At 67.9% G+C, this 21,336-nt stretch carries 23 protein-coding genes; 11 read left to right on the forward strand and 12 right to left on the reverse strand.

Annotation, left to right across the window (positions count from 1 at the left end; genetic code table 11):
- Position 1 precedes the first annotated feature (1 nt).
- From aroE to GN331_RS03515, 7 genes are all read right to left on the reverse strand, one after another.
- Positions 2–847, reverse strand: a complete 846-nt coding sequence (gene aroE, locus GN331_RS03485) for a shikimate dehydrogenase (RefSeq protein WP_425489261.1) — start codon at positions 845–847, stop codon at positions 2–4.
- A gap of 154 nt (positions 848–1,001) precedes the next feature.
- A complete protein-coding gene (gene hemB / locus GN331_RS03490) occupies positions 1,002–1,991 on the reverse strand; it encodes a porphobilinogen synthase (RefSeq protein ID WP_156640343.1) in 990 nt (329 codons plus the stop codon).
- A gap of 78 nt (positions 1,992–2,069) precedes the next feature.
- Positions 2,070–3,668, reverse strand: a complete 1,599-nt coding sequence (locus GN331_RS03495; protein WP_156640344.1) for a PA domain-containing protein — start codon at positions 3,666–3,668, stop codon at positions 2,070–2,072.
- Complete coding sequence (locus GN331_RS03500) at positions 3,661–4,002, reverse strand: hypothetical protein (protein WP_156640346.1); 342 nt, start codon at positions 4,000–4,002, stop codon at positions 3,661–3,663. The genes GN331_RS03495 and GN331_RS03500 overlap by 8 nt, the downstream gene beginning before the upstream one ends.
- A 332-nt stretch (positions 4,003–4,334) precedes the next feature.
- On the reverse strand, positions 4,335–4,583 hold the full coding sequence (locus tag GN331_RS03505; protein WP_156640348.1) for a hypothetical protein: 249 nt from the start codon (positions 4,581–4,583) through the stop codon (positions 4,335–4,337).
- Positions 4,584–4,600: 17 nt separating this feature from the next.
- Complete coding sequence (locus GN331_RS03510; RefSeq protein WP_156641221.1) at positions 4,601–5,563, reverse strand: chorismate transformation FkbO/Hyg5 family protein; 963 nt, start codon at positions 5,561–5,563, stop codon at positions 4,601–4,603.
- A gap of 32 nt (positions 5,564–5,595) precedes the next feature.
- Positions 5,596–6,951 (reverse strand): NAD(P)/FAD-dependent oxidoreductase, encoded by a 1,356-nt coding sequence (locus tag GN331_RS03515; protein ID WP_156640350.1) that lies wholly within the window; start codon positions 6,949–6,951, stop codon positions 5,596–5,598.
- 110 nt (positions 6,952–7,061) lie between these two features.
- On the opposite strand from GN331_RS03515, the gene GN331_RS03520 reads away from it, so the two are divergent.
- From GN331_RS03520 to GN331_RS03560, 9 genes are all read left to right on the forward strand, one after another.
- Complete coding sequence (locus GN331_RS03520; protein WP_156640352.1) at positions 7,062–7,334, forward strand: phosphopantetheine-binding protein; 273 nt, start codon at positions 7,062–7,064, stop codon at positions 7,332–7,334.
- On the forward strand, positions 7,331–8,038 hold the full coding sequence (locus GN331_RS03525) for a COG4648 family protein (protein ID WP_156640354.1): 708 nt from the start codon (positions 7,331–7,333) through the stop codon (positions 8,036–8,038). Before GN331_RS03520 ends, GN331_RS03525 begins: the two co-directional genes overlap by 4 nt.
- A gap of 85 nt (positions 8,039–8,123) precedes the next feature.
- Positions 8,124–8,402: an ApeI family dehydratase gene (locus tag GN331_RS03530; RefSeq protein ID WP_156640356.1), complete on the forward strand. Its 279-nt coding sequence runs from the start codon at positions 8,124–8,126 to the stop codon at positions 8,400–8,402.
- Complete coding sequence (locus GN331_RS03535) at positions 8,399–9,412, forward strand: lysophospholipid acyltransferase family protein (protein WP_156640358.1); 1,014 nt, start codon at positions 8,399–8,401, stop codon at positions 9,410–9,412. Before GN331_RS03530 ends, GN331_RS03535 begins: the two co-directional genes overlap by 4 nt.
- Entirely contained in the window at positions 9,318–9,986 is a 669-nt protein-coding gene (locus GN331_RS03540; protein WP_231734320.1) for a LolA-related protein, read from the forward strand. The genes GN331_RS03535 and GN331_RS03540 overlap by 95 nt, the downstream gene beginning before the upstream one ends.
- Complete coding sequence (locus GN331_RS03545) at positions 9,983–12,322, forward strand: MMPL family transporter (RefSeq protein WP_156640360.1); 2,340 nt, start codon at positions 9,983–9,985, stop codon at positions 12,320–12,322. Before GN331_RS03540 ends, GN331_RS03545 begins: the two co-directional genes overlap by 4 nt.
- Positions 12,319–12,762 (forward strand): hotdog family protein, encoded by a 444-nt coding sequence (locus tag GN331_RS03550; RefSeq protein WP_156640362.1) that lies wholly within the window; start codon positions 12,319–12,321, stop codon positions 12,760–12,762. The genes GN331_RS03545 and GN331_RS03550 overlap by 4 nt, the downstream gene beginning before the upstream one ends.
- Complete coding sequence (gene fabG / locus GN331_RS03555) at positions 12,759–13,484, forward strand: 3-oxoacyl-ACP reductase FabG (protein WP_156640364.1); 726 nt, start codon at positions 12,759–12,761, stop codon at positions 13,482–13,484. The genes GN331_RS03550 and fabG overlap by 4 nt, the downstream gene beginning before the upstream one ends.
- 62 nt (positions 13,485–13,546) lie before the next feature.
- Complete coding sequence (locus GN331_RS03560; protein WP_156640366.1) at positions 13,547–14,155, forward strand: hypothetical protein; 609 nt, start codon at positions 13,547–13,549, stop codon at positions 14,153–14,155.
- A gap of 1 nt (position 14,156) precedes the next feature.
- On the opposite strand, the gene GN331_RS03565 is transcribed toward GN331_RS03560, so the two are convergent.
- Genes GN331_RS03565 through GN331_RS03585 form a run of 5 tightly spaced genes read right to left on the reverse strand, consistent with a single transcriptional unit; the run spans position 14,157 to position 19,860 of the window.
- On the reverse strand, positions 14,157–15,386 hold the full coding sequence (locus tag GN331_RS03565) for a cation:proton antiporter domain-containing protein (RefSeq protein ID WP_156641223.1): 1,230 nt from the start codon (positions 15,384–15,386) through the stop codon (positions 14,157–14,159).
- Positions 15,387–15,400: 14 nt separating this feature from the next.
- On the reverse strand, positions 15,401–17,068 hold the full coding sequence (locus GN331_RS03570; protein WP_156640367.1) for an NAD(P)/FAD-dependent oxidoreductase: 1,668 nt from the start codon (positions 17,066–17,068) through the stop codon (positions 15,401–15,403).
- Positions 17,065–17,892 carry a glycosyltransferase family 2 protein gene (locus GN331_RS03575; RefSeq protein ID WP_156640369.1) on the reverse strand — a complete coding sequence of 276 codons (828 nt, stop codon included), beginning with the start codon at positions 17,890–17,892 and terminating at the stop codon, positions 17,065–17,067. The genes GN331_RS03570 and GN331_RS03575 overlap by 4 nt, the downstream gene beginning before the upstream one ends.
- Complete coding sequence (locus tag GN331_RS03580; protein WP_156640371.1) at positions 17,885–18,670, reverse strand: beta-ketoacyl synthase chain length factor; 786 nt, start codon at positions 18,668–18,670, stop codon at positions 17,885–17,887. The genes GN331_RS03575 and GN331_RS03580 overlap by 8 nt, the downstream gene beginning before the upstream one ends.
- Positions 18,667–19,860 carry a beta-ketoacyl-[acyl-carrier-protein] synthase family protein gene (locus GN331_RS03585; protein ID WP_331713397.1) on the reverse strand — a complete coding sequence of 398 codons (1,194 nt, stop codon included), beginning with the start codon at positions 19,858–19,860 and terminating at the stop codon, positions 18,667–18,669. The genes GN331_RS03580 and GN331_RS03585 overlap by 4 nt, the downstream gene beginning before the upstream one ends.
- Positions 19,861–20,073: 213 nt before the next feature.
- Between GN331_RS03585 and GN331_RS03590 the strand changes: the two genes are divergently transcribed.
- Both GN331_RS03590 and GN331_RS03595 read left to right on the forward strand, forming a co-directional pair.
- Positions 20,074–20,496: a hypothetical protein gene (locus GN331_RS03590; RefSeq protein ID WP_156640373.1), complete on the forward strand. Its 423-nt coding sequence runs from the start codon at positions 20,074–20,076 to the stop codon at positions 20,494–20,496.
- A 78-nt stretch (positions 20,497–20,574) separates the two neighbouring features.
- Positions 20,575–21,258, forward strand: a complete 684-nt coding sequence (locus GN331_RS03595; protein WP_156640375.1) for a YdcF family protein — start codon at positions 20,575–20,577, stop codon at positions 21,256–21,258.
- Positions 21,259–21,336 lie beyond the last annotated feature (78 nt).

Here is a 21,336-nt window from a genome sequence, read left to right on the forward strand (position 1 = left end):
TTCAGTCCGCCGTCACCAACGCATCGTGGTGCGACAACAACATCGCATACACCGCATCGGTTTCCGGCCGCACGCCATGCCAGCGCGCGAAACTTTCCGCCGCCTGTTCGACCAGCATGCCCAGGCCATCGACGACATCGTGGCAGCCTGCGGCGCGTGCCCAGGCGAGGAACGGAATCGCGGCCTCTCCGTAATTGAGATCGACGGCCGCACAACGGCGACCGACGATGCTGCGCGGAAGCGCCGGGATCTGCCCGTCGCGCGCGGCCGAGGTCGCATTGATGATCAGGTCGAACTCGCCGTAGGACGCGATGTCGTTGAGATAACGCGGATGCACGCGGCCCGGTTCGCCGAGCGCATCGGCGAGCGCGTCGCTGCGCTGCGGCGTGCGATTGACGATATACAGATCGCCGATGCCCGCATCGAGCAACGCGGGTGCGACACCGCGCGCGGCGCCGCCGGCGCCGAGCAGCAAGGTGCGGCGCGCGCGCAGGTCGAGCGCGTGGCGATCGGTGAGGTCGCGGACCAGGCCCGCGCCGTCGGTGTTGTCGCCGTGCCAGGTATCCCCGTTGCGAACGAGCGTGTTCACCGCGCCCGCGCGGCGCGCGCGTTCGGTGAGGTCATCGCAGAGGGTGAAGGCGACCTGTTTCAACGGCAGTGTCACATTCGCGCCGACGCCGCCCATGGCGATGAAGTCGGACAGCGCGTGCACGAATTGGCCGGGCTCGGCGTCGATCGCGCGGTAGTCGATCGGAATGCCGGTTTGCTTGCCGAAGGCGGCGTGGATCTTCGGCGAGAGCGAGTGCGCGACCGGGTGGCCGAACACCGCGAAATGCTTGCTCATCACGGATTCCCTCGAAAGGCGCCCCGCCTTTTCCCGGGTGGGCTGTCCCGACCAACGGGAGCCCCACCGGCGCGCGGCCAACCTTGGCCGAGTGCGCCGAATGTCGCACAGCCGGCGTCTTGGCGGCGTCGACGGAGGGGCCGGGCCCCGGCGCCGGTCAGGCCTCGCGCAACCAGCGCGCCGCGTCGAGCGCGAAGTAGGTCAGGACACCGTCCGCACCGGCGCGCTTGATCGAGGTGAGCGCTTCGAGCACGCAACCGCGCTCGTCCAACCAGCCGTTGGCGATCGCCGCGCGCAACATCGCGTACTCGCCGCTCACCTGGTAGACGAAGGTCGGCGCGCCGAATGCGTCCTTCACCCGGCGCACGATGTCGAGGTAGGGCAGGCCGGGCTTCACCATGATCATGTCGGCGCCTTCCTCGAGGTCGAGCGCGACTTCGCGCAGCGCCTCGTCGCTGTTCGCCGGGTCCATCTGGTAGGTGAACTTGTTGCCCTTGCCGAGCGCGCCGGCCGAGCCGACGGCGTCGCGGAACGGGCCGTAGAAACTCGATGCGTACTTCGCGCTGTAGGCGAGGATGCGCGTGTGGATGTGTCCGTCCATTTCCAGCGCACCGCGGATGGCGCCGATGCGGCCGTCCATCATGTCCGACGGCGCGACCACGTCCGCACCCGCGCGTGCATGCGACAGCGCCTGCTTCACCAGCGCTTCGACGGTGTCGTCGTTGACGACATACCCGTTTTCGTCGACCAGGCCGTCCTGCCCGTGCGAGGTGTAGGGATCGAGCGCGACGTCGGTGATGACGCCCAGTTCCGGGAAACGATCCTTCAGCGCGCGGATCGAACGCTGCACCAGGCCATCGTCGTACCACGCCGCTTCGGCGGTGAGCGACTTGGCATCGGGTGCGGTCACGGGGAACAAGGCGAGCGCGGGAACGCGCAGGTTGCTCGCCTCTTCGGCCACGCGCAGCAGTTCGTCGATCGACACGCGTTCGATGCCGGGCATCGACGCGACCGCGGCGCGGCCCTTCAGCTCATGCACGAAGACCGGGTAGATCAGGTCGTTCGTGGACAGGACATGCTCGCGCATCAGGCGGCGCGAGAACTCGTCGCGACGCATGCGCCGCGGGCGGACGAAGGGGTAGGTCATGGGGGCGCATGATACCCCCCCGAAAAAAAGACCGGCGCCCGAAGGCGCCGGTCTGGTTGGAACAACGCGTCGTGCCGATTACTTCTTCGGCAGGCCCGCGACCTTCGCGGCGCAGGACATGATCTTGCCGCCCTGGCGACCGGACACGAGCCCCGCGGCGACGAGGCCGTCGCGATAGGTCTCCATGCGGGCCATGTACTGGTCCTTGTTGGCCGAGGTCCGCGCGATCAGCTTGCTGGTCGCCACGACGTTCGCGCCGGTGATGACGCCCGCGTCGGTGATGACCTTCACCTCGGTGTTGCACCCGTTGATCTGCGCGGTGCCGGTGTTGATGCGCCAGCCGGTGTCCTTCAGCAGGTTGGCCGAGTTGTCGATCAACAGCGCGGCGTTCAGCGAATCGTTGATGGCAGGTTCCATCAGCGCATTCGGCGAGAGCGCCGTGTCGTAGTGCGAACCCGACGAGCCCGGCGCGACCGGGTTGGGCATGTACAGGCGCGGGCGACCCGCGTTGTCCGCACCCTGGCGGAACGCAGGATCGACGGCGAAGCCCACCGTCAGCGGCGCGTTGGCTTTCAGGAGCGTGCCGTCGGGCTGCGTGACGCTGATCGCGGGGATCGTGACCGTCGGATCGACACCGCCCATGCCCGGCGGCGGATTGCCCGGGGCATTGTTGGCGACGATCATGCCGGTCGCACCCGCGGCCTGCACGATCGCGGCTTTGATCGCGAAGCCGCAACCGCCGCGATCGACGATGGCGATGTTGCCCGCGATCGCCGAAGCGTTGGTGATCGCCGTGCAACCATCGGTCGTCGACGGCCCCGCCGCATTCGCATCATCGGTGGCGACGATCGCCGTGCCGTTGAAGTTCGCTGGCGTGGGCGCCGCGCCGAAGCTCGCGGTCCCGTACTCGTAGAAGCCGGCGACACCCGCGGGCGCCGTGACGCGGAAGCCCGTGCGCGGACCGAGGGTGAGGGCCGCGCCGTTGACCGCCGCCGCGCCGGTGAACACCACGTTGCCGTAGTTGAGCGCCGAGGCCTGGCGTTGCGCGACCGTCATCTGCGGCCAGAACAGGTTCTGCGTGTTGTCGTAGGTGAAGCGCGAATAGATGTCCGGAATGCCCGACTGGAACTGGCCCGTCGCTTCGCTTTCGAAGTTCTGGAAGCCCAGGCCGTGGCCGAACTCGTGCATCACCACGTCGAGGAAGCTGAGCTGCCCGGCGGGCGTGTTGCCGTCCAGGCCGTAGTAGAACGCGAAGTTCGAGCTGAACTGCGAAATGATGTCGATGTCGCCTTCGGTGAGGTCTTCGCCCACCAGCGATTCGGCGAGCGCCGCGCTGTACCACGTGTTGGGCACCGCGCCCGGGAAGTCGCTGAAGATGTAGGTCGCGCCGGCCGAGCCGAGCACGTTCGGTGCGAGCGGATTGAACTGCGCGCCGACGTAGACCGGCACGTCGCTGACCAGGATCGTGCCCCACAGATCGGCCGCGAATTGCGCGACGATCTGGCGCTGCTGGCCGAGCGAGGTGCCCGGGTTGCCGGCGACGGGGGCCGCGGCGGTGGTGTCGTTGTAACCCTCGTTGGGGTCGTCGAAGTTCACCGGGACGATGTCGCCGGCGTGGGCCATGCCGGTCAGCGCGATGCCGATGGCGACGGCGAGGGAGAGGACGGACTTATTCATTCGGCAGTCCCTCCGTCGTGGCGGCGGGGGCTTGCGTGCCGTCGGTTTCGATCACGCGCAACTGGCCGTTCGCATCGCGTTGCACGGCCATGGTCGACCAGAGTTCTTCGGGGACGCGCACCTTGAGCGTGCCGCCGGCCTTGCGCACTTTCGTCGCGTCGGCCTGGGACATCGTGCGCGGCTGCGTGGCCTTGAACGAATGCCGCTTCTGCTTCATCGATTCGGCTTTCGCGTTCCGTTGCTCGAGCGTGGAATCGGGTTTTGCCGCGTGCGCCGCGGCGGTTGCGCCGACCAGCACCATGCTGGCCAACACGATGGTTGCCTTACCTTTCATGTGGGTGACCCCTTTCGTCCTGAAATTGCGACAGGCGCGCCGCCGGCGGAACGGGATGCCGGTAGGCGAAATCCGAAAACTCGGAGACCAGTCGGTGCTGTCGCTGGATCGACTGGCCGGGACCGAGAATGCGCGCGGGCGCAGATCGGCCACAAACCGCGTTGCAGCACAGCAGTAAGGCCTTCACATGGACGAGTTGAGACGCCGCGCGGTTCGCAGACCGCACATCACGCGCCCTTAATGCTTTTCGGCCGACGAGTGGTCGATAACGGAAGACAGACGGACGAATCGAAACGAGAGAATCCCCCGTTCAGGGCATTCATCCGCATGAATCAAATGATTCCGCCGCCCATTTGCAGGCGAATCACCGCGACCACGACCACGATGCCGTTGAGGATCAGGCCGGCCTTGGCGCGTCCATTGCCGCCCTTGCTGCTGAGCATCACGCCGATCGCGCCGATGACCGCACCGATGGCGGCGAAGGGAATCACGAGCCAGTTGGCCCAACCGACCAACGGGATGAGCGCGATGCACATGAACAGCGCCGCCACGATTCCCCAAATCAAGCTGATCAAACCCATCGTTCCGCTCCGTGGCGTCAGAGGACGCCGTCGATTTCCACGCGCAATTCCCGCCGGCACACCGCCGCGTGCAACAGCACGCGCGGCACCGACGGATCCAGGTGTGCGGCCAGCGCCTGCTCGATGCGCGGCAGGGCGGCGCTGTCGCGCACGTACACCTTCAAACGCGAATCGGGGCCGAAGCGCGCCGGCAACTCCGGCCGCACCGCGCGTGCGGCGGCGATGAGGCTTTCGAAGTTGGCGAAGGTTTCCGACAGCTGCGATTCGATGCAATCGTGGTGGCGCGATTCGTGGCCGACCACGCTCGCCGTGCCCGACAGCAACAAGGGCATGGCGGAAGACGGCGGCACCATCGCACGCGCGAAACTCGGCGGCTGCGGGCCGTACTGGCGCGGGTAGCGATACGCGCTCACCTGGCGCGGATTCTCGACCGGCGTCCCCGGCACGCGCCCGGCGAGCCAGTACACCTGCAGCGTGCGCACGCCGTCGCAACGGCCGATCGCGGTCGCGGCAGGCAAGGTGCCCGTCGTGACTTCGCCCAGGCCCGCCGCGCGGCCCACGCAGAAACGCCGATACCGTTCCTGGTCGCCTTCGCCTTCGGTGATCGCGTCGAGGTAGTTCCAGCTGCGCAGCAGATGCGGAAAACCGCGCGTGCGCACGAACGCGGACAGGTTCGCGTACGCGCGTGCGCTCGCCGCTTCCAGCCCGGTGTCGGCTTCGGGAATCTCGATCCAGCCGAACTGCAGGGTGTCCGATTCGGCGAAGCGCAGCACGCCCTGTTGTCCGACCTGCACCGGGCCCGGCGTGCGCCACACTTCCAGCGGCGCGGCGCCATGCGGTTGCAGCGGCACGCGCAGGTAACGCGGATCGTCGCCGGCCGGCGCATCGCTGCCGAAACCGAACACGGCCAGCGTGTCGTCCTGCGCGAGCAAGGCTTCGAGCGACGCGGCGCTCGCGTCGTCCACGTAATCCACGCGCATTTGCGGCGCGTGCGCGAGCGGTCGGACTGCGCTCACGGGTTACCCGGCTGCAGCGTGTCGCCGCTGACCGTGACGCGCACCTGGCGGCGGCGATTCAACCAGCCACGGAACGCCTGCGGCGCGAGCTGCAGCGCCGTCAGCGCGTAGATCGCACGGAACAGGCGCAAGCGCCGAAGCACCTTCTTGTTGTCGAACACGTCGCCGGCCAGCATCGAAATCACCGCTTGCTCCACCTGCCACACATTGCGCGGATTGTTGAACAGGTGTCGCATGACCGGCGTGTTGAAGCGGTAGATGAACCACTGGAAGTGCTTCAGGCCACGCTTGAGGCGCTGGACCATGGCGTCCTGCAGCGCCGTCTCGCGCGAGGGATCGCGCAGCGCGCCATCGACCACGTCGGCGGCCTGCTCGCCGCTGTTCATGCCCAGGTACACGCCCGAGGAGAACACCGGATCCACGAACGCGTACGCATCGCCGACCATCACCCAACCCGGGCCGGTCATGCGCGTGCACGTGTACGAGTAGTTGCCGGTGACATGCACGGGCGCGACGCGTTGCGCGTTGTCCATGCGATTCCACGCGGACGGTTCGGACTCGAGCGTGCGCATGAGGAAGTCTTCGTTCTGGCCGCGGCGCGTCTTGAGGTATTCGGGGAAACACACCGCACCGATGCTCATCACATCGCCCTGCAGCGGGATCAGCCACATCCAGCCGTGTTCGAAGCGCTGCACCGTGATGTTGCCGGCGTCCTCGCCCGGGCGGCGCGCGACGCCGGTGAAGTGGCTGAAGATCGCCGCCGACTGGTGCAGCGGGTTCTTCTTTTTCAGTTTGAGTTGCGCGCCGATCAGCGTGTCGCGGCCGCTCGCGTCGACGAGGTAACGCATGCGCACGCGCAGCGCGTTGCCGTCGGCGTCGGTCGCGAAGGCTTCGTTCGGACGGCCGTCGTCGCCGAAGCCGATGCGTTCGACCTTCACCATTTCACGCGCGTCCACGCCGTTGGCCTTCGCGTGTTCGAACAGCAACTGGTCGAACTCTTCGCGCTTGACCTGGTAGGCGTAACCGAACTTCGCGTCGATCGCGCGTTCGAAGCGGAAGGTGTTGAAGTTGACGTCGTCGACCGGGAATTCGGCGCCCGGCTTGAACGTGCCGATCGCGCGCACCTGGTCGAGCACGCCGAGGCGTTCGAGGATCGGCAGGTTCATCGGCAGCAGCGATTCGCCGATGTGGAAGCGCGGATGGCGCGACTTCTCCAGCAGCAACACGCGGTGGCCGCGGCGCGCGAGCAGCGTGGCCGCCGTGGTACCCGCCGGCCCGCCGCCCACCACCAGCACGTCGACGTCGATCGTCTTCACGGGGGCATCGGGCGCTGCGGGTGTGTCCGGGGTCATGCAATCGGTCGGCGTGAAGAGTGCGGGCCGCATCATAACGCGGCGTGCAACCGCGAAAGCCGCGCCCCGCACGGCTAGAATGCAGCTATCCCAGAATCCCGGAACGCCCGATGTCCCTGCAGAGCCCCGCCGAAGCCGACCTCGCCAAGTTGCTGGTCGAAAGCCTGAACCTGGAAGGCGTGCAGGCCGCGCAGATCGACCCGGACGCGCCGCTGTTCAACGAGGGCCTGGGCCTGGATTCGATCGACGCGCTGGAGCTCTCGCTCGCGATTTCCAAGCAATACGGCTTCCAGCTGCGTTCCGACAACGACGCCAACCGCCGCATCTTCGCGTCCCTGCGCGCGCTGTCGGCGCACGTCGAACAACATCGCACCACCGCTTGAACGCAACCCCGCTGGCGCGGCTGGCGCTGGCGCTGGCCTATCCCGTGCTCGCCCACGTGGCGAGCCTGCGCGACGACCCCGTGCTCGCCGCCATCGCGCTCGGCGATTTGACCGTTTTCGTGCTGCTCGATCCATTGCTGCATCGGCGCGCGTGGGCGTGGCTGGTGTTGCTCGCCACCATTGTTGGCCTGGTGACCGTTGCACACTCGCCGCACCTGCACCTGGTGTTGCTGCTCGTGCCGGCCGCGTTCGTCGCGCTGGTCGCATGGACGTTCGGCCGCACCTTGCGCGACGGGCACGTGCCGCTGATCACGCGCATGGTCTGCGCGATCGATGGCGTGCCGCTCGCGGAGCTGGCGCCCGACCTGCGGGGGTATTCGCGCACGCTCACCGCCACGTGGGCCGCGATGCTTGCGGGCCTGGCCGTGTGCAACTTCCTGCTCGCGCTGATCGCCGTGCCCGGCGGCCTGCTGCACAGCCTGGGCGTCGATTCGCCGATCACCGTTTCCGAGCATGCCTGGTCCTGGTTCGCAAACCTCCTGAATTACGGGCTGGTCGGCGGGCTCTTCGTAGGCGAATATTTCTACCGCGTGCGGCGCTTCCCTGGGCGCTACACGAGCTTCTTCGATTTCGTGCGCAAGATGGCCGGGTTGGGGCCCACCGTCTGGCGCGGGCTGCTGCGGGACGAGCCGGGTCGAAGCTGAACACGTCAGGGACCGCCGCGGCAGGGGGCCGCGTTGCATAATCCGCGCGCGCAGCAGGCGTTCGCGGATGTTGAATGAATTCGCCATGCAGTTCTTCGTACCGTCCGATCATCCCAGCCTGCCCGGGCATTTCCCGGGCCGACCCGTCGTTCCCGGCGTTGTCGTCCTCGACCATGTGCTCGACGCGATCGAAGCGCTGCACGGTCCGCTCGGCCACATCCGCCTGCCGCAGGTGAAGTTCGTGCAGCCCTTGTTGCCGGAGGAGCGCGCCGACGTGCTGCTCGAAGGCGACGAAGGGCGCTGGCGCTTCCGCGTGATGCGCGACGGACAACCGATCGCCGCCGGCGAAGTGGTGCGCGCATGAACCAGCCCTCGCACTGGAAGCAGCGCCCCGAAGGCGGCAACCGTTTCGCGATCCTGTTGATCCGCTGGATCGCGCGACGCGGCGGGCGGGCCATCGCACGCGTGTGCCTGTATCCGATCGTCCTGTACTTCTTCGCAATGCGCGGGCCGGAGCGCCGCGCTTCGCGGACATACCTGACGCGCGTGCTGCGCAAGCCGGCGACGCTGCTCGACATGTGGCGCCACATCCATACCTTCGCGGCCACGATCCTGGATCGCGTGTTCCTGCTCGGCGAAGACCTGCGGCGCTTCGATGTGCGCGTGCACGGGCTCGAAGGCCTGCATTCGACCGTCGATGCGCACGGCGGCGTGCTGCTGTTCGGCTCGCACCTGGGCAGCTTCGAAGTGTTGCGCGTGCTTGCGCAGGAACGCCCCGACATTCCCGTGCGCGTGGTGCTCGACAAGGCGCACAACGCGGCGATGACGCAATTGCTCGACGCGCTCAATCCCGGCGTCGCTGCGACGGTGATCGATGCCGGGCAGGACGGTCCGTCGGTCGTGCTCGCGATCCAGCACGCCATCGCCGAGGGCGCGGTCGTCGCGCTGCTCGTCGACCGCACGCAGCCGGGCGAGCCGGGCCATCCGGTCGAATTCCTCGGCGCGCCGACGCAACTGCCGGGCGCGCCCTGGTTGATCGCCGCCGTGCTGCACGCGCCGGTGGTGTTGGCCTTCGGCCTGTACCGTGGCGGCAATCGCTACGACCTGATGTTCGAACCGTTCAGCGGCCCTATCAAGGTCGCGCGCAAGGATCGCAGCCACGTGCTGGCCGACATGGCCCGCCGCTACGCCGCACGACTGGAACACCATGCACGCAGCGCTCCGTACAACTGGTTCAACTTCTACGATTTCTGGCAATCGCCCCCCGGAGCCCCCGCCGATGACAAGCCGCAAACACGGTCGCAGGAAGACGGCAGCGCTCTGCCTCGCGCTGCTGGCGGCGACGTGGGCGACGGCATCGGCCGCGCCGCCTGAGCCTGCGCCGGCATCGGTCGATGCCGGCTGGATCCTGTCGAAACTCGCGCGCCCCGCGCCCACGCAGACCGATTTCGTCGAAGTGCGCGGCTCGGCGTTGCTGAAAACGCCGCTGCGCATCGAAGGCCAGTACAAGCGACCGACGAACGACACGCTCGTGCGTGCCGTGCGCGCGCCGTATGCGGAGACGACGACGATCCGCAACGGGCAGGCCACCATCGAACGCAACGGCAAGGCGCGCAGCTTCTCGCTGGCGCGCGCGCCGGAGTTGCAGGGCCTGCAGGCGAGTTTCGGCGCGATGCTCGCGGGCGATCGCACGCAACTCGAACGCTATTACACGATCGATGCGAGCGGCACGCGCCAGGCGTGGACGCTGCGCTTGTCGCCGCGCGATCGCGCACTCGCCGCCAAGGTGCGGGACATCGTCCTGCGCGGCCGTGGCGCGGAACTGCGTTGCATCGAAACGCGTCCGGTGAAGGGCGACCTGCAACGCACGCTGCTCGCCAGCGCCGCACGCAGCGCGCATGGCACGACCGACGCCGCGGCCCTCGCCGCACTGTGCACCGCGCAATGAGCGACGCCCCGCTGCGGCCGGGCGCGCGCATCGCGCTCGCCGCACTCTGGCTCGCGGTGCTGCTCGTCGCCGGCTGGGCGATCGCGCAACACCTCCAACTCAGCGGCGACCTGCGCAAGTTCATGCCGAGCGCGCGCACGCCCGAGCAGAAGCTGCTGATCGACGAACTCGGCGAAGGCCCGGGCTCGCGTTTGTTGCTCGTGACATTGTCCGGCGCGCCCGATGCGGAAACGCTCGCCGCGCAATCGCGTGCCTTGCGCGCGACGCTGTCGAAGGACGCGCGCTTCACGTTGGTCGCCAATGGTGAAGGCGGCCTCGAAGCCTTCCCCGAACGCCTGCGTCCGTATCGTTATCTGCTCTCGCCGACGCTCGATACGCAGCGTTTCGACGCGGCGTTCCTGACCGAACAAGTGCAATCGCGCGTCGCCGATCTCGGTTCGCCCGCTGCGAGTCTCGTCGAACCGCTGGTGCCGAGCGATCCGACGCTCGAAACGCTCGTGCTCGCCGAAACCTGGGAGCCGGCGACCGCGCCGCAACGCATCGAAGGCGTGTGGTTCGACCGCGCCGGCAAGCAGGCCTTGCTCGCGGTGCAAACGCGCGCGGCAGGTTTCGATCCGACGGGCCAGCGTGAAGCCGTCGATGCGATCCAGTCGGCGTACACCGCCGCAAAACAAGGCAAACCCGGCACGCTGTCGATGACCGGCCCGGGTGCGTTCTCCGTCGAAATCGGGGGACGCACGCAGGACGAAGCGAGCTGGATCGGCATGGTCGACACGATCGGCCTGCTCGTGCTGCTGTTCGTTGCGTATCGCAATTGGAAGATCCCGGTGCTCGGCGCGCTGCCGCTCGCGAGTGCGGGCCTCGCGGGCCTGGGCGCGGTCGCGTTGTTGTTCGATGGCGTGCACGGGATCACCGTCGCGTTCGGCTTCACGCTGATCGGTGTCGCGCAGGATTATCCGATCCACTTCTTCAGCCACCAGCGCACGGGCGTGCGGCCGTATGCGAGCGTGCGCGCGCTGTGGCCGACGCTGGCGACGGGCGTGGTGTCCACCTGCATCGCGTATGCGACGTTCTTCGTCTCCGGTGTCGACGGGCTGGAGCAACTCGCGGTGTTCACCATCGTCGGGCTCGGCACTGCGGCGCTCACGACGCGCGTGTTGTTGCCGGCACTCGTCGATCCCGACCTGCGCGATCCCGCGCAGTCGGCGCTGCTCGAACGCCTGCGCGCCTGGGTCGCGCGCCTGCCGCAGCCGCGCATCGCGATCTTCGTGCTCGCGCTCGTCGCCGCGGGCATCGCCGCGTTCGCGCCCGGCGCGTTCTGGCAGAACGATCTCTCGCGCCTGACGCCGGTGCCGGTCGACGCCCTCGCGCGCGATGCAAAGCTGCGACAGGAACTCGGCGCGCCCGACGTGCGTTACGTCATCGCGATCGAAGGCCGCGACGTCGAAGACGCCTTGCAACGCAGCGAACGTCTCGGCGCCGCGCTCGAACACGCCCGGGCGCAACACTGGCTCGCGGGCTTCGAACACGCCGCGCAATACCTGCCGAGCGCGCGCACGCAACGCGCGCGCCAGTCGAAACTGCCGGCGCCGCAGGACTTGCGCGCCGCACTCGATACGGCGGTCGCCGCTTCGCCGTTCCGCGCCGACGTGTTCGAACCCTTCCTGGCCGATGTCGAAACCGCGCGCCGCGCCGCACCGCTCGTGCCTGCCGATCTCGCCGGCACGCCGCTGCAGGTGCGCGTCGATGGCCTGTTGCGCGAACGCGATGGCCACGCGACCGCGCTGGTGTCGCTGATCGGGCTCGACGCGCCCGGCAAGGTCGCCGCACTCGCGCAACGCGAAGGCGCACGCCTCGTCGATCTCAAGGCCGCATCCGAATCGCTGGTCGTCGCCTATCGCGAACGCGTGCTGTGGGCGCTGGGCCTCGCGGCGTTGCTGTTGATCGTCGCCGTGCGCGTCGCACTCGGTTCGTGGCATCGCGCGTGGCGCGTGCTCGCGCCGATGGCGGTGACGACGCTGGTGATCCTTGCCGCGCTGCGCATTGCGGGCGTCGAGCTCACGCTGTTCCATCTGGTCGCGTTGATCCTCGCCGCGGGCCTGGGCCTGGACTACGCGCTGTTCTTCGAACACGCGGGCGACGATCGCGAAGAGCAATTGCGCACCCTGCACGCGTTGCTCGTCTGCAGCGCGATGACGTTGTTGGTGTTCGCGCTGCTCGGGCTCTCGTCGATCCCGGTGCTGCGCGCGATCGGCGTGACGGTGACACTCGGCGTCGTCTCGAACTTCATACTCGGGTTGCTGATCGCACGCCACCCGCACAGGGAAGACGCATGATCGACCGCGCCGTCATCGAATCGCTCGTGCCGCACGCCGGCGCGATGTGCCTGTGGGACGAAGTCGTCGCGTGGGATGCGCAACGCATCCGCTTGCGCAGCAACGGTCATCGCGATCCCGCGCATCCGCTGCGCAGCCACGGCCAATTGCGCGCGATCCACCTCTGCGAATACGGCGCGCAGGCGATGGCCGTGCATGGCGGCCTGATCGCGCGCGAAGCAGGCGCGACGGCGCCTCCCGGCATGCTCGTCGCGCTCCGCGGCGTCGACCTCCAATGCACGCGCATCGACGATCTCCCCGGCCAACTCGAATGCGAGGCCGAGGTCCTGGTCGCAGGCGAAGGCGCGCAGCAGTATCGTTTCACTCTTCGCCACGACGGCACGGTGCTGGCCGAAGGCCGCGCGGCCGTGATGCTGCAGCCACAGGAGAAACCGGCATGACCCAGCGACGCGCGCTCGTGACCGGCGGCAGCGGCGACATCGGCGGCGCGATCTGCCGCCAGCTCGCGGCCGATGGCCTGCATGTCATCGTGCATGCGAATGGCAACCTCGCGCGCGCGCAGAGCGTCGTCGCCGACATCCAGAAGGACGGCGGCAGCGCGCAGGCGATCGCCTTCGACGTCGCCGATGGTGAGGCGACGCGCACCGCCATCGATACGTTGCTCGCCGACGGTCCGATCCAGGTCATCGTCAACAACGCCGGCATCCACGACGACGCGCCGATGGCCGGCATGTCGGCCGAACAATGGAAGCGCGTCGTCGACGTCTCGCTGCACGGGTTCTTCCACGTGACCCAACCGCTGCTGCTGCCGATGGCGCGCACGCGCTGGGGCCGCGTGGTGAGCGTGTCCTCCGTCGCCGCCGTGCTCGGCAACCGTGGCCAGACCAATTACGCCGCGGCGAAGGCCGCGCTGCACGGCGCGAGCAAGTCGCTGGCGCGCGAGATGGCGAGCCGTGGTATCACCGTGAATGTTGTTGCCCCCGGCGTCGTGCAGGGCGCGATGGCCGATGCGAGCTTCCCGCCCGAGTTGGTGAAGCAGATGGTGCCCGCGGGCCGCGCTGCGCGACCCGAGGAAGTGGCGGCGCTCGTGCGCTTCTTGTGTACGGACGCGGCGAGTTACGTCAACGGCCAGGTGATCGGCGTCGACGGCGGAATGACCTGACGGTTATCCTGCGCGCGCCGACAGGGGTGTCGGCACTCAACTCAGCCAGGGGAATTCACCGCATGATCCGCAAGTTGCGCCTGTTCGCGCTGCTGTCGCTGTTGTTCGCGTCCACGTTCGCGTTCGCAGCCGAAACCGGCAAGCACGCCGAAAACCAATCGCCCGTTCCCGCCGAAGGCAAGGCGCTCGTCGTCTTCGTGCGTTCTTCGTTCGTCGGCAACAACATCAGCGCGTCGGTCTACGAAGCGCCCGATGGCGAGACGAAGTTCATCGGCATCGTCCAGAACAAGCAGAAGGTGGCCTACCAGGCCGAGCCGGGCGTCCACCGTTTCATGGTGATCGCCGAGAACGCCGACTTCGTCGACGCCACGCTCGAAGCCGGCAAGACCTACTACATCCTCGTCAGCCCGCGCATGGGCGCGTGGAAGGCGCGTTTCTCGCTGCTGCCGATCCACCCGGACGCGAAGGCCGAATACAGCACGCAGAGCGCCGACTTCAAGAAGTGGATGGAGAAGACGAACTTCGTGGAAGTCACGCCGTCGAACCAGGCCTGGTACGAAAAGCACAAGGCCGACATCGAAGAGAAGAAGGCCGACTACCTGAAGAAGTGGACCGTCATGCTGCCGCAGGACAAGGCGGTGCTCACGATCAAGCCCGAAGACGGCGTTTGATCTAAGCGCGCGACGACGCCGGATCGACCAGATCCGGCGATCGTCCCGCGAACCACGTCAGCAGCGGGCTCGTCATCACCGTGGTCACCAGCGCCATCACGAGCAGCATGGTGAACAGCGACGGCCCGATCAGGCCGGCATCCAGGCCGACCTTCATCACGATCAGTTCCATCAGGCCGCGCGCGTTCATCAGCGCGCCCGTCGCGAAACTCTCGCGCCAGCCGTAACCCGCCACGCGCGCACCCGCCGCGCCACCGGCCATCTTTCCCGCGATCGCGGCGAACAACACCAGCAGCAACGCGCCCAGGCCCGTGCCGACGAACGCATCGGGCGTCGTGTTCAATCCCGCCAGCGCGAAGAAGATCGGCATCAGCAACACGATGGCGATGTATTCCAGGCGTTCGACGAGGCAACGCAGCAGGCGATCGTCGCGCGGCAGGCACGCGCCGAACAGGAACGCACCGAACACCGCGTGCAGGCCCAACCATTCGGTGAGCCCTGCGCAGCCGAGCGCGCCGAGCAACAGCGCCGCGAGCAACATCTGCGACGGCTCGCCGGACGGCGCGAAGCGCCGCATCAGCCACGCATACAACGGACGCAGCACGCCGAACACGAGCGCCAACAACGCGACGGTGCCGATGGTCGTGCGCAGCAGCCCCGACGTGCCGTCGCCGACGCCCGCAAGCGCGACGACCACGGCCAGCATCACCCACGCGAACACATCCGCGATCGCCGCCGAACTCAGCGCGAGCCGCCCGATGCGCGTCTGCGTCAATCCGCGATCCTTGAGGATGCGCGCCATCACCGGGAAGGCGGTGATCGACAGCGCCGCCGCCATGAACAACGCGAACGGCCAGAACGCCACGCCCGCGGGTGCGAGCGGATACACCACCGGCGAGATCGCCAGGCCCGCGCCCATCGGCAGCAATACGCCGAGCACGCCGACCCAACCGGCAGCCTTCACCTGCGCGCGCACGCCGTCGGGTGCGCGCAACTCGGCGCCGACGATGAACATGAAGAGCACCAGGCCCACCGTCGACAACGCGGACAGGCCACCGAGCGAGTCCTTCGCGAACAGTTGCGCATGCAGGTCGGGCGCGACCGCACCGAACACGATCGGCCCGAGCAGCAGGCCCGCCGCCATTTCGCCGATCACCGCCGGCTGGCCAAAATACTTCAGCAACAGCCCGCATCCGCGCGCTGCCGCCAGGATGATCACGAGCTGCAACATCAGGATCGAATGGCTCACGGTGCGAGCGCCTCGGCGGGTTGGTGGATGTCGGACGTGGTGGCCATGCGCGCATACCACGCGTCATCGAGGCACGGCATCGGCGGGCCATCGTCGCGGAACGCGGCAAGCTGCGCATCGAGCCCATGATCGTCGATGTCCGGATGCGTGCGACGCGCTTCGTCGAGCATCTCCGCGGCGAGCCAGCGCATGCGCACGACGTTCGCACGCAGGCGCGCGTCGAACTGCGCATCGTCGAGCGGGTCGTTGAGCGCGCGATTCATCTCGTGGAACCAGTCGATGTTCCACTGATTGAGGAAGCGACGGTCGGGCACCAGCGGCCCGGTGTTGCGCTCGCCCCATTCGCGCAGCAAGGCCTGCATCGACAGGTTCAGATCGCGGCCCTGGGTGAACGCATCGCGCAAACGCCCGAGCAGCGGGATCGCCGTGAGCCGCTGGTTGAAGAACACCGGCGCCAGCAACGCCCAGTAATACGTGTAATCCCAGATCACCTTGAGCGGCATGACCTGCGCATCGCCGAACAAGGGGTACTGATCCTGGTAGAGCGTCAGCGTGTTTTCGTAGAACGAGACATACAGCTGCTCGTAGATCGACGCATACGGCGCGACCGGTTGGCCCGCGCGGTCCTTCTCGATGAGATCGACGATGAAGGTGTTGCTCATCGCGATGAAGTCGCTGCCCGGCGAATAGAACGGATCGAGGAACAGGCCGGCTTCGCCCGTGAGCGCCCAGCGATCGCCCGAGAACACCTGCTTGCAGCCGTAGGAGAAGTGGCGGAAGAACAGGAAGTCCTGCAACGCGTGCTCGGGCTTGTCGACCGATTGCGCGACGCCCGGCTGATGCGTGCGCAACCAGTCCATCGCCTTGGCGTGCGTGTTCATCGTGTCGAGCGGATGCATCTTCGCGTCGCACACGATGCCCAGCGAATGCGAATTCGACGCCAACGGGATCAGCCAGAACCAATAGCCCGGGCCGCACATGTGGTTGGTCGAGCGCCAGCGCGCCGGCGGATTGCAGCGACCGAGCCACGCCGGATCGTCGGACCATTGCTGCGGTTCGATGTAACCGTCCACGCGCCACCACACCGCATTCGCGTCGTGGTCGTTCGGCTGCGCGAGATCGAGCTTGCGCTTGATCAGGCCGGCGCGGCCCGCGGCGTCGACCACCCAGCGCGAAGACATCGTGTGCGACGCACCGCCGCGATCGAAACCGACGGTGTGCGGCGCATCGTCCTTCGACAGCTCGATCGTGCGCACCGTCGAACCATCCAGGAATTTCACGCCGAGCGCGCGGGCCTGTTCGCCGAGGAAATTTTCGAAACGCCCGCGGTCGAGCTGCCACGACGGCGTCGGCAACAACTCGCTGACGCCGAGCTCGGTGCACTGGTCGAGGTCTTCGCGGCCTTCGCTGAAGAAGAAGCGGAAGCCGAACTTGCGCAGTTGCTGCGTTTCCAGGTGGTCGCGGAATCCCAGGACGTCGGCGAAGTAATGCGCGCCGATCTCCACCGTCGATTCGCCGACCTTGAACGCCGCCTCTCGCACCGGATGCGTGCGTCGTTCGAGCACGGTCACCGTGAGCGAGGGGTCGCGTTGCCGCAACTGGATCGCGAGGGTCAGGCCGGCGAGGCCACCTCCAAGGATGACGACGTCGGCCTGCGCGCTCATGGGCGTTCCTGCAAGGATTGCAATGGAGAACCGGGTGCAGCGAACTCGCCCGTCGGATCATGGATGACCGGCGGATGGGCGCGCGTGCGGCGATATTCGGTGATGACGTTGCCGTACCGCACGATCTGCGCGGTGACGTGCGAGGTGATGCGCCACAGATCGCGCAAGGGGCGGAAGTGGCTCTTGCGGAATTGCGCCGCGGCGCCCGGGCCCTGGTAGCGCGATTCGATCGGTACCGACACCACGCGCACGCCGAGGGCGCGCGCGGCGGAAATCAGGATCTGCGCTTCGAACACGAAGTCTTCGCCCGGCACGTCGTCGAGCGCGCAGACGTTCGCCGGATAGAACCGCTGGCCGCTCTGCGTATCGCAGATGCGATAGCCGCAGCCCCAGGAGATGCCCCAGTCGCCGAAGTCGTTCGCCAGGTGGCGATGCGCCGGCTGCTGCGCGCGCTTGCGCAGGCGCGAGCCGATGATCAGCGCGCCCGGATGCAGGTGCGCGGCTTCGAGCAGACGCGGAATGTCGTCGGCGTGGTGTTGCCCGTCGCCATCCATCGTGAGCACGCCGTCGAAACCGCGACGCAGGGCTTCGGCGAACCCTTCGCGCAAGGACGCGCCCTTGCCCTGGCGTTGTTCGTGGCGCAGCAGGACGATCGGCAGGTCGCGCACGCAATCGGACGTGCCGTCGTCGGAGCCATCGTCGATCACGAGCACGTTCGGGCAATGCGCGAGCGCGCCTTCGACGACTTCGCGGATGCGCAGCGATTCGTTGAGCGCCGGAATGACGACGCAGGTGCGGCGGGCGAGGTCGGTCATGTCAGCCATGCGCGATGCCCACCTGCAGCGTGCGGCCGCGTCCGGCGAACAGGTGCGCCTCCGAACGCGCACCGGCCAAGGCGTCGAACAAAGGGAGCATCTGCGCCATCGCGTTACCGCCGGCGATGCCGGACAGTCGCGCGTCGTTGGCGGGCGTGGCGCCCGTTCGCATCGTGACTTCGATGCGCGGCGCATCCGCCCTGGGCGTGCGCGACAACACGAGCGCACCACCAAGCAGGCCGGTGCTGTTGCAGATCGACAGCAAGGGGCCCGCGGCGCCGCCGTCGTAACCGACCAGCAGCACGGCTTCTTCGCCGGCGGCCAATTGCACCAGCGCTTCGACCAGGCCTTCGGCGAAGCTCGCCTCGTGCGCGCTGATCGCCGTCGTCGCTTCGGTGCAGCCCGCGCCGATGGTCCAGTAACCGGCGGCCGCGTTGTGCACCGAGTTGTGGAAGCGCGTGGGCGAGATCGAACGCGGATCGGCAGCGAGCGTCGTACACATGTAATCGGTGATGCCCAGGTCGCCGTGCGTGGAGGCGAACACCGAGGGCAACGCGCGCGGATCACGGCCGGCGTCGGTGCAGGCCGCAAGCGCGACTTCCAGCGCGACCGCGACCGTCTCCGGCGCGCGGCGCCGCTCGTTGGGCGCGAGCAATTGCGGCGAAGGACGCGCAGGCGCGCCTTCGGGCAGGGCGCCGTCGCGCACGAACGCGCGTGCAGCGGCCCAATCCGGCAGGCCGTTGCTCCAGAAGCCGATGCCCTCGACGGTGGCCGACAGCGTGGTCATGCGGCGAACACCAGCGAACAGTTGTTGCCGCCGAATCCGAAAGAGTTGTTCATGGCGTAGCGGATGGTGCGTTGCTGGTTTTCGAAACGGATCTGCGCGCCGCACGCGGGATCGTGCTGCGCGCTGTTGAGGATGCCGGGGAGCACGCCGTGTTCCAGCGCGAGCAACGCGCACACCGATTCGACGATGCCGGCCGCGCCGAGCGTGTGCCCGGTCCAACCCTTGGTCGAACTCGCATGCAGCGTTTCGGGGAACATCGCGGCGATGGCCTGCGCTTCGATCGTGTCGTTGGCGGGCGTCGCGGTGCCGTGCAGATTCAGGTAACCGATGTCGTCCGGCTGCACGCCGGCGCGCGCGAGCGCATCGCCCATCGCCAGGCGCGCGCCCAAACCTTCCGGATGCGGCGCGGACATGTGGTGCGCATCGCTCGATTCACCGTAGCCACGCAGCGACAGGCCGGGCGCCGCGCCGTCTTCGACGCGTTCGAGCAGCGCGAAACCGCCGGCTTCGCCGAGCGACAGGCCATTGCGCGTGGCGTCGAAGGGCTTGCACTTGTCCTGCGAGACCAGGCCCAGCGAGTTGAAGCCGTACAGCACGCTGCCGCACAGGGTATCGACGCCGCCGACGAGCGCGGCATCGGCCAGGCCCGCCTGGATCAGGCGCGCGGCCTGCGCGAAGACCTTCGCGCTCGACGAGCACGCGGTCGCGACGGTGATGCACGGGCCGGTGAGGTCGGTGGCGTGCGCGAGGAAATCGCCGAGCGAATGCGGCGTGTGCACGATCGGGCGCTGCATGTCGGCCGGGAAGACGGGACCGGCGTCGGTCGATTCCAGGCGCGCGTAGGCTTCCTCGCTCGCGCCGATGCTCGAGGTCGACGTGCCGACGACGATCGCCACGCGATCGGCGCCGAAGCGATCGCGCGCTTCACGCACCGCATCGAACATCCCGTCCTGCTGCAGCGCGAGCCACGCGAGGCGGTTGTTGCGACATTCCCAAGCGCCGAGCGCATCGGGCAGGGCTTCGGTTTCCAGTCCGTCGACGCGGCCGATCCAGCAATCCAGGCGGTCGTCGCCGCCGAAATCGTTCGGGCGCAGGCCACCGCGGCGTTCCCTGAACGCGTTCAGTTGTGCATCGCGCCCGCGGCCGAGCGCGGTGGTCGCGGTATAGCGACGGATCGCCAGCGGCGGAATGGGCGAATCGTTCGAGCCTGGCGTCGGGAAAGCAAAGTGCACACGCGGCTCCGGAATGCGGTTTTTCGATAGGGCCGGTCGAGTATAGCCATCGACCCGTCGGCGGCCAGCGTGGCGCATCGGTTGCGGAAAACGGATGATGGTGCCTGCCATGGGGGCCGGCCTCACGAACCGGGACGTGGCATCAGAACCGTCACCAAGGGGAATCTCCGCATGAAGTTGCACCGTCGCGCGCTCGTCGCGTGTTTCGCGCTGCTGTCCTTGTTCTTCGTCGCCACCAACGTCCAGGCGCGCCAGAGCCGCCTGATCGATCCGGCCGCCGTGCCGATTCCCGCCGGGATGACCGACGAGCAGGTCGTCAAGGACATCAAGCGCGCCCTCACCGGCCGCGGGTGGATGATCGAGGAAGAAAAGCCGGGCGACATCGTGGCCGAGCTCAACCTGCGCGAGCATTGGGCGAAGATCCACGTCACCTACGACGGCAAGGTCGTCCAGTACACCTATGTCGACAGCCGCAACCTCGAGTTCGAAACCCGTCGCGGCCAGAAGTGGATCCACCGCAATTACCTGGGCTGGATGAACTACCTCGCCACCGACACGCGCACCAACTTCCAGCTGACCACCGGCCAGCTGTAAGGGCCGCAACGCACGTAAACTGCAAGGCGCCGCGCTCGCGGCGCTTTGTTTTCGCCTCCAAGCCCCCATCAAGCGGCCATGCCGTCCCTCGTCGCCCATCGTTTGCGCCTTGCCGTCGATCGCGATGTCCTCCACACGGGGCTCGTGACGCTGCTCGCCTGCACGCTGAGCGCCGGCGTGGTCTACCTCGCCTACTTCTGGCATGTGCTGCGCGTGGCGCGGCGCGCGCCGACGACGCCCGCGCACGGCGACACCGTCCTGGTGTTCGGCAAACACGCGCCGCAGGGCCGCATCGACGCGGATTTCGCCGCGCGCCTCGAACGCGCGGCCACCCTTTGGCGCGAACACCCGCCGCGCGAAGTGATCCTCCTCGGCGGCGGCGCACCCAACGAACCCACCGAAGCCGAAGTCGCGCGGCAATCCTTGCTGTCGCGCAATCTCGACGCCGGCCCGGCGCTGCGCCTGGAAGCGCAATCGCGCGACACGCTGCAGAACCTGCGCAACGCCCGCGACCTGATGGTCGGGCAAACCGCGCGCCGCGTGACCCTGCTCAGCAACCGCTATCACCTCGCGCGCTGCGCCCTGTTCGCCCGCCAACTGGGTTACGACTGGGAACTGTGCGCCGCCGAACCGCGCCTGCCGCTGCGCCCCTCGACGTTGCTGCACCTCGCCACGGAAGCCTATTTCGTGTGCTGGAGCGACCTCGGCACGCGCTGGGCGCGCTTCATTCGCTCCGAGCGGATGCTCGCCCGCGTGACCTGACGGCGCTGGGGGCCAACCCCATTCACCTTGCGCGTTCGTTCCCACCGGCCGGACACTGACCGGATCGGGGATCACATG

This window comes from Noviluteimonas gilva, assembly GCF_009740395.1.
GTDB classification, from domain to species: domain Bacteria; phylum Pseudomonadota; class Gammaproteobacteria; order Xanthomonadales; family Xanthomonadaceae; genus Noviluteimonas; species Noviluteimonas gilva.

Coding starts and splice junctions, on each gene's coding strand:
- hemB (WP_156640343.1), bottom strand. CDS start 1,991: ATGACCTACCCCTTCGTCCGCCCGCGGCGCATGCGTCGCGACGAGTTC.
- GN331_RS03495 (WP_156640344.1), bottom strand. CDS start 3,668: ATGAATAAGTCCGTCCTCTCCCTCGCCGTCGCCATCGGCATCGCGCTG.
- GN331_RS03500 (WP_156640346.1), bottom strand. CDS start 4,002: ATGAAAGGTAAGGCAACCATCGTGTTGGCCAGCATGGTGCTGGTCGGC.
- GN331_RS03505 (WP_156640348.1), bottom strand. CDS start 4,583: ATGGGTTTGATCAGCTTGATTTGGGGAATCGTGGCGGCGCTGTTCATG.
- GN331_RS03510 (WP_156641221.1), bottom strand. CDS start 5,563: ATGCGCGTGGATTACGTGGACGACGCGAGCGCCGCGTCGCTCGAAGCC.
- GN331_RS03515 (WP_156640350.1), bottom strand. CDS start 6,951: ATGACCCCGGACACACCCGCAGCGCCCGATGCCCCCGTGAAGACGATC.
- GN331_RS03520 (WP_156640352.1), top strand. CDS start 7,062: ATGTCCCTGCAGAGCCCCGCCGAAGCCGACCTCGCCAAGTTGCTGGTC.
- GN331_RS03530 (WP_156640356.1), top strand. CDS start 8,124: ATGCAGTTCTTCGTACCGTCCGATCATCCCAGCCTGCCCGGGCATTTC.
- GN331_RS03535 (WP_156640358.1), top strand. CDS start 8,399: ATGAACCAGCCCTCGCACTGGAAGCAGCGCCCCGAAGGCGGCAACCGT.
- GN331_RS03540 (WP_231734320.1), top strand. CDS start 9,318: ATGACAAGCCGCAAACACGGTCGCAGGAAGACGGCAGCGCTCTGCCTC.
- GN331_RS03545 (WP_156640360.1), top strand. CDS start 9,983: ATGAGCGACGCCCCGCTGCGGCCGGGCGCGCGCATCGCGCTCGCCGCA.
- GN331_RS03550 (WP_156640362.1), top strand. CDS start 12,319: ATGATCGACCGCGCCGTCATCGAATCGCTCGTGCCGCACGCCGGCGCG.
- fabG (WP_156640364.1), top strand. CDS start 12,759: ATGACCCAGCGACGCGCGCTCGTGACCGGCGGCAGCGGCGACATCGGC.
- GN331_RS03560 (WP_156640366.1), top strand. CDS start 13,547: ATGATCCGCAAGTTGCGCCTGTTCGCGCTGCTGTCGCTGTTGTTCGCG.
- GN331_RS03565 (WP_156641223.1), bottom strand. CDS start 15,386: ATGTTGCAGCTCGTGATCATCCTGGCGGCAGCGCGCGGATGCGGGCTG.
- GN331_RS03570 (WP_156640367.1), bottom strand. CDS start 17,068: ATGAGCGCGCAGGCCGACGTCGTCATCCTTGGAGGTGGCCTCGCCGGC.
- GN331_RS03575 (WP_156640369.1), bottom strand. CDS start 17,892: ATGGCTGACATGACCGACCTCGCCCGCCGCACCTGCGTCGTCATTCCG.
- GN331_RS03580 (WP_156640371.1), bottom strand. CDS start 18,670: ATGACCACGCTGTCGGCCACCGTCGAGGGCATCGGCTTCTGGAGCAAC.
- GN331_RS03590 (WP_156640373.1), top strand. CDS start 20,074: ATGAAGTTGCACCGTCGCGCGCTCGTCGCGTGTTTCGCGCTGCTGTCC.
- GN331_RS03595 (WP_156640375.1), top strand. CDS start 20,575: ATGCCGTCCCTCGTCGCCCATCGTTTGCGCCTTGCCGTCGATCGCGAT.